The organism is Stenotrophomonas sp. PS02289 (assembly GCF_029960115.1).
GTDB lineage: Bacteria > Pseudomonadota > Gammaproteobacteria > Xanthomonadales > Xanthomonadaceae > Stenotrophomonas.
In genome coordinates, this window is the sequence record NZ_JASCOZ010000234.1 from 1 (window position 1) to 5,077 (window position 5,077).

The 5,077-nt window shown below is 63.8% G+C and carries 3 protein-coding genes; 1 reads left to right on the top strand and 2 read right to left on the bottom strand.

Annotation, left to right across the window (positions count from 1 at the left end):
• Window positions 1-45: 45 nt before the first annotated feature.
• Window positions 46-2,094: a TonB-dependent receptor gene (locus QMX83_RS19950; RefSeq protein ID WP_282298381.1), complete on the bottom strand. Its 2,049-nt coding sequence runs from the start codon at window positions 2,092-2,094 to the stop codon at window positions 46-48.
• A gap of 223 nt (window positions 2,095-2,317) precedes the next feature.
• Between QMX83_RS19950 and QMX83_RS19955 the strand changes: the two genes are divergently transcribed.
• A complete protein-coding gene (locus QMX83_RS19955) occupies window positions 2,318-4,366 on the top strand; it encodes a TonB-dependent receptor (RefSeq protein ID WP_282298382.1) in 2,049 nt (682 codons plus the stop codon).
• A 101-nt stretch (window positions 4,367-4,467) separates the two neighbouring features.
• Here the strand turns inward: QMX83_RS19955 and QMX83_RS19960 are convergent, their stop codons facing one another.
• The gene (locus QMX83_RS19960) at window positions 4,468-4,953 is read right to left on the bottom strand and encodes a hypothetical protein (RefSeq protein ID WP_282298383.1); all 486 of its coding nucleotides are present in this window, start codon (window positions 4,951-4,953) and stop codon (window positions 4,468-4,470) included.
• Window positions 4,954-5,077 lie beyond the last annotated feature (124 nt).

A 5,077-nucleotide genomic window follows, 5' to 3' on the forward strand; every position in this document is an offset into this window, starting at 1 on the left:
TGGCCGGCCCACGCATTCCCATGGCCGGCCAACGGCCGGCGCTACCTACAGCTTCATGTTGAACCCGACAAACACCGAGCCGCCGGCGGCCGGCGAGAACATTGGCTGCGCCTGGTCCTGGAAGAAGCTGTCATACCACGCGTACACATACTCACGACCGGTCACGTTCTTCACCTGCACGTCCACGCTCCAGAGCGGGCTGAACTGGTAACGCGCGCTCAGGTCGAGCACGGCGAAGTTGCCGTACTTGCCGGCGACATTGCGCTCTTCCAGGTAGTAGTCCCCCTGCGCGCGGCCCTGCAGACCCAACTGCAGCGCCTCGGTGGCCTGGTAGTCCAGGCCGATGTTGCTGATATGACGCGGTACCGCGGCCACTTCGTTGCCCTCCAGACTGATGCTGGCGGCGCGGTCGTCGCGGGTGATCTTGGCTTCCTGGTAAGCATGCGAAGCCCACACCGTCCATTTCTCACCGATCTGCGCGTTGAACTGCGCGTCCACGCCGCGGCGGCGGGTCTTGCCCAGGGTCACGGTGGTACCGGTGGCCGGCATGTTCGAGGTTTCGTTCTCCGCATCCTGTTGCCACACCGCCAGGCGTGCCTGGCTGCCGGCGAACGGGCTGAACTTCAGGCCGAGTTCTACGCCGGTATTGGTGGACGGTGCCACGGCCGCCTGGCCCGGGGTCAGGTAGGCCGGCGGAGTGGAACCGGTCAGTACCTGGAAGGTCCGACCCCAGTTCGCGTACACGTTGGTGGTCGGATTGAAGGCGTATACCACGCTCAGCTTCGGCTGCTCGATGGTGCCGTAGTCCTGCAGCTTGCCGGTGATGCCACCGGGCAGGTGCGTGTCACCATCGAAGCGATCCACGCGGTAGGCCGGCACGATCTTCAGTGCATCGATCGGCTGGTAGATCGCCTGCACATACGCACCCCAGTTGTCGAAGGTGTGGCGGTCGTCATTCTGCACGCGTGCCGGCGTGGCCCAGAAGTCGGTCGGCTCGCTGTAATTGAAGCGCTGGCGGATGTAGGCGTTGTCCTGGTGCTCGTAGTTCAGCCCGCCCTCCAGGGTCAGCACGTCGCTGGCCTGCCAGGTCACGGTGTTGAGCATGCCCACCTGCTTCTCATCCCAGATGCGGCGCTGGCGCGGTGCATTGCCGGTCGGCAAGTCGCTGAAGGTGACGCGGCGGTCGTCTTCGTAGCGGTTGTAGTAAAGCTTGGTGCCGAAGAACACGTTGTCGGTCAGCTTCAGGTCCATGTGCACGGCGAACTGGCGCATGTCACGGTCATCGCCGTCATTGGCGTTGCGGATGTCCGAACCGCGACGGTCAGCACGCATCTCGTCGGCGGTCATGAAGCCGGCTTCGTCGGCCTCGTGGTGGTAGGCACGTGCGGTCAGGCCGATACGCATGCCGTCCTGGTCCAGGTCTCCGTAGAACCACTTGCCACCGATGGCGTACTTCTTCGAGCTGTCGTGGTCGCGGTAGCCGTCGGTGTCATTCCAGCCGACGAAGTAGTTCTGCGCGAAGCCGTTGCTTTGACGGCCCAGCGCGAACTGCGCCTCACGCGTGTTGTAGCTGCCATAGCCCAGCCGCGCATCGGCGTAGTTGCCACCCTGGCGGGTGCCGAAGTTCACGTTGCCGCCGATGTTGTGCAGCCCGTAGCGCGGATCGTTGGTGCCGCGCACCACTTCGATGTAACTGATTTCCAACGGGAACAGCATGTCGATGAAGCGCTGGTTGCCGCTGTTGACGTTGCTGGGCACGCCGTCGATCAGGGTCTTGATCGCGTTGAGATAGCCCTCGCCGTTGAAGGCGCGGAAGCTCACCTTGCCCGATTCGGCGCCCTGGCGCGTTTCGGTCAGCTGCATGCCCGGCATCTGGCCCAGCAGTTCCCAGCTGTGTGAGACGTTCTTGTCCTCGATCTGGTCGGCCCCCAGCACGTCCACCGAAGTCAGCACCTGGTGCGCGGAGAGCTGGCCTTCGGCGTGCTGGTGGACATCCACCTTGCCCAGGGTAAGTGCGGAGTCGGCCGACTGCGCGTAAGCGGTGGGGGCAAGCAGGGCAGCCGCAACGGCGGCCACGAGGACGTGGATCTTCATGGGGACTTGGGAGCCTGAAACGATGGGGGTTGCCACTTCGGGAAGCGGCAGAAGTGGGACATTATAACATTTCACGTCTCACGCCAGATACCCGAACACCACGTGTCGATTTGTGTCACATGCGAATGATTCGTGATACAGTTGTTAAGTTTTCTGTCGCAATCAACCCACAAGGATGTCCCAGCCATCGCCAGCGGACCCTGCCATCAGGAGTACTGCTTCGATGTCATTCCCCCACGTTTCGCGTACCGCTTCCATTCTGTCCCTTGCTGTCGCCCTGGCCCTCGCCAGCCAGGCCCACGCCGCCCCGGATGCCGCCGCCAACGGTAACGCCCAGCAGATGGACACCGTGGTGGTCACCGCCACCGGCGCGCAGCAGTGGATCAAGGACGCCCCGGCCAGCATCAGCGTCATCACCCGCGAAGAGATCGAGCGCAAGCCGGTCAGCAGCATCGGCCAGCTGCTCAGCACCGTGCCGGGCGTGACCGGTGGCTATGCGCTCTCCGGTGCCCAGTCGAAGATCCGCCTGCGCGGTCTGCCCGAGCAGTACACCCTGATCCTGATCGACGGCCGTCGCCAGGGCAGCTCGGCGGGCGTCAACTACCGCGACGACCTGGGCCCGCAGGACCTCAACTGGCTGTCCCCGGACATGATCGAGCGCATCGAGGTGGTGCGTGGGCCGATGTCTTCGCTGTACGGCAGCGATGCCATGGGCGGGGTGATCAACATCATCACCCGCAAGGTCGCCACTGAATGGGGTGGCTCGGTGACCTTCAACTACAGCAAGCCGGATGCCGATGACCGTGGCAACACCACCCAGATGGGCGCGCTGTTCAGTGGCCCACTGACCGAGAACCTCGGCCTGCGCGTGGGTGCCAACGTGACCGATCGCGAATCCGACCGTGGTGCGCGCCAGACGCCCGGCAACAAGGCCGAGAATGCCAATGTGCTGTTCAACTGGCGGATCAATGACGATCACACCGTGGGCGTGGAAGCCTCGCGCGGCGTGCAGCGCAACAGCGGAGCGGGTGCCGTCAGCAGCTGGGGGCTGTCCAAGCTGGTACAGACCGGCTACGTGCTGACCCACGACGGCAAGTACGGCGACGCCAGCACCTCCAAGACCACCCTGGTGCAGAACGACTACGAGGACAAGGGCAGCGAAGTGGGCAACCACTCCAAGGAGACCGTGTTCGATACGGCCTTCACCAGTGGTTTCCACTGGGGCTTCGAGCACAGCCTGAACGTCGGTGGCCAGTGGAAGCGAGAGGAACTGGAGAACAGCGACACCATCGGCACCGTGCCGGTGACCTGGACTGGCAGCGGCCGCATCAGCCCCACCAGCGAGGCCGATTCCTGGGCGCTGTTTGCCGAAGACCACATCACCCTGCATGAGCGCTTCATCCTGACCGTGGGTCTGCGCTGGGACAACACCGAAAACTACGACGACAACCTCAGCCCGCGCATCTACGGGGTGTGGCACCCGAGTGACGCCTGGACGATCCGCGGTGGCATCTCCGAAGGCTTCCGCGCCCCGAACCTGAAACAGGGCACCGCCGGCGCAGCCACCCAGTCCGGCGGCAACGGCTGCCGCGCGCTCACCGTGGAGGGCTGGAGCAGCACCTCGGTAAATGCTGACGGCACCCGTGGCTGCTACATGGCCGGCAATCCCAACCTGGAACCGGAAACCAGCACCAACTACGAGCTGGGCGTCGGCTTTGACAAGAACGGCTGGTCCGCATCGGCCACCTACTTCCTGACCAACTTCGACGACAAGATCGAGCAGGTGCCGCTGGCCCAGATTCCCGGCCAGACCACCAGCTTCGTCAACGGCTACTGGTGGACGGTGGCGCAGAACATCCAGAAGGCGCGCACCCGTGGCGTCGAAGCCAGCGTCACCGTGCCGCTGCACGAACGCCTGAGCTGGACCACCAATGCCACCCGCATGCTGGAGTCGAAGAACCGCACCACCGGGGCGACCTTACTCGTGGTGCCGGAGCTGACCGCCAACACCTCGCTGGACTGGCAGGTCACCGACGCGTGGTCGTTGAACCTCAGCGCGCAGCACATAGGCAAGCAGCTGGTCTCGGCGACGAGTGCCACCTTTGCGAAGGCATACACCACGGTGGACCTGGTGACCGGGTTTGATGTGAACGAGAATCTGACCCTGCGTGCCGGTGTGCTGAACCTGGGCGATGTGTCGACCATCGACGAAGGCAACAACTACGACGGCGGCGCGCGCACGTTCTTTGTGGGGGCGACGGCGCGGTTCTGATCAGGGCGTGCGGAAGGGTGTGGTGACACGCATGGCGTGTCACTACGCCGGGTGCATGCCGCCCTGTGGGCCAAAGCCATGGGCGTACCCGCGGGGCTGGATCACCCGCGCCACTGCACTACACCGTCCTCAAACCGGATGGACCGGACTTCGTGTTCCGCTCCATCCTCCAATACCACCGACCATTGCCCGTCGAAATCCAGACCAAGGTCGGCATGCGTCAATCCGAGCTCGGCAAGTTTCGCCTCCCATCGTGCCTCTTCTTCATCCTCCGGCAGATCCAGCGCTTCCAGTTGCTCGTCGAACGTTCGAAAGCGTGCAACCCGCTCCAACACGTCTCCGAGTGCCGCATCGAGAAAGCGCGCCTGTGCTGTGGACCAGGGTGTCTCGACGCGTAGATCCTGCAGCGTCGCCACGGGTCTCTCATTGAAATACAACAGGATGCTCTGGCTCATGGAAATGCCTGTGGTAGCGTCGGTCGACAGACGACGGACGATAGTGGTGATCAGCGCAGCGAACGCATGACCTGTGACGTAGAAGCACGTCTCCGTTCGAGGGTCATGCGTTACAGCAGCAATCACTGCCACGTGCGGTCGTCTATCGACCGACCCTACCGCACCCCACGCCACACCGGTAGTGCCGGCCCATGGCCGGCATTCATTCGCACCATTCGCGCACGTCACAACCGTAGTGCCGGCCTAAGGCCGGCAC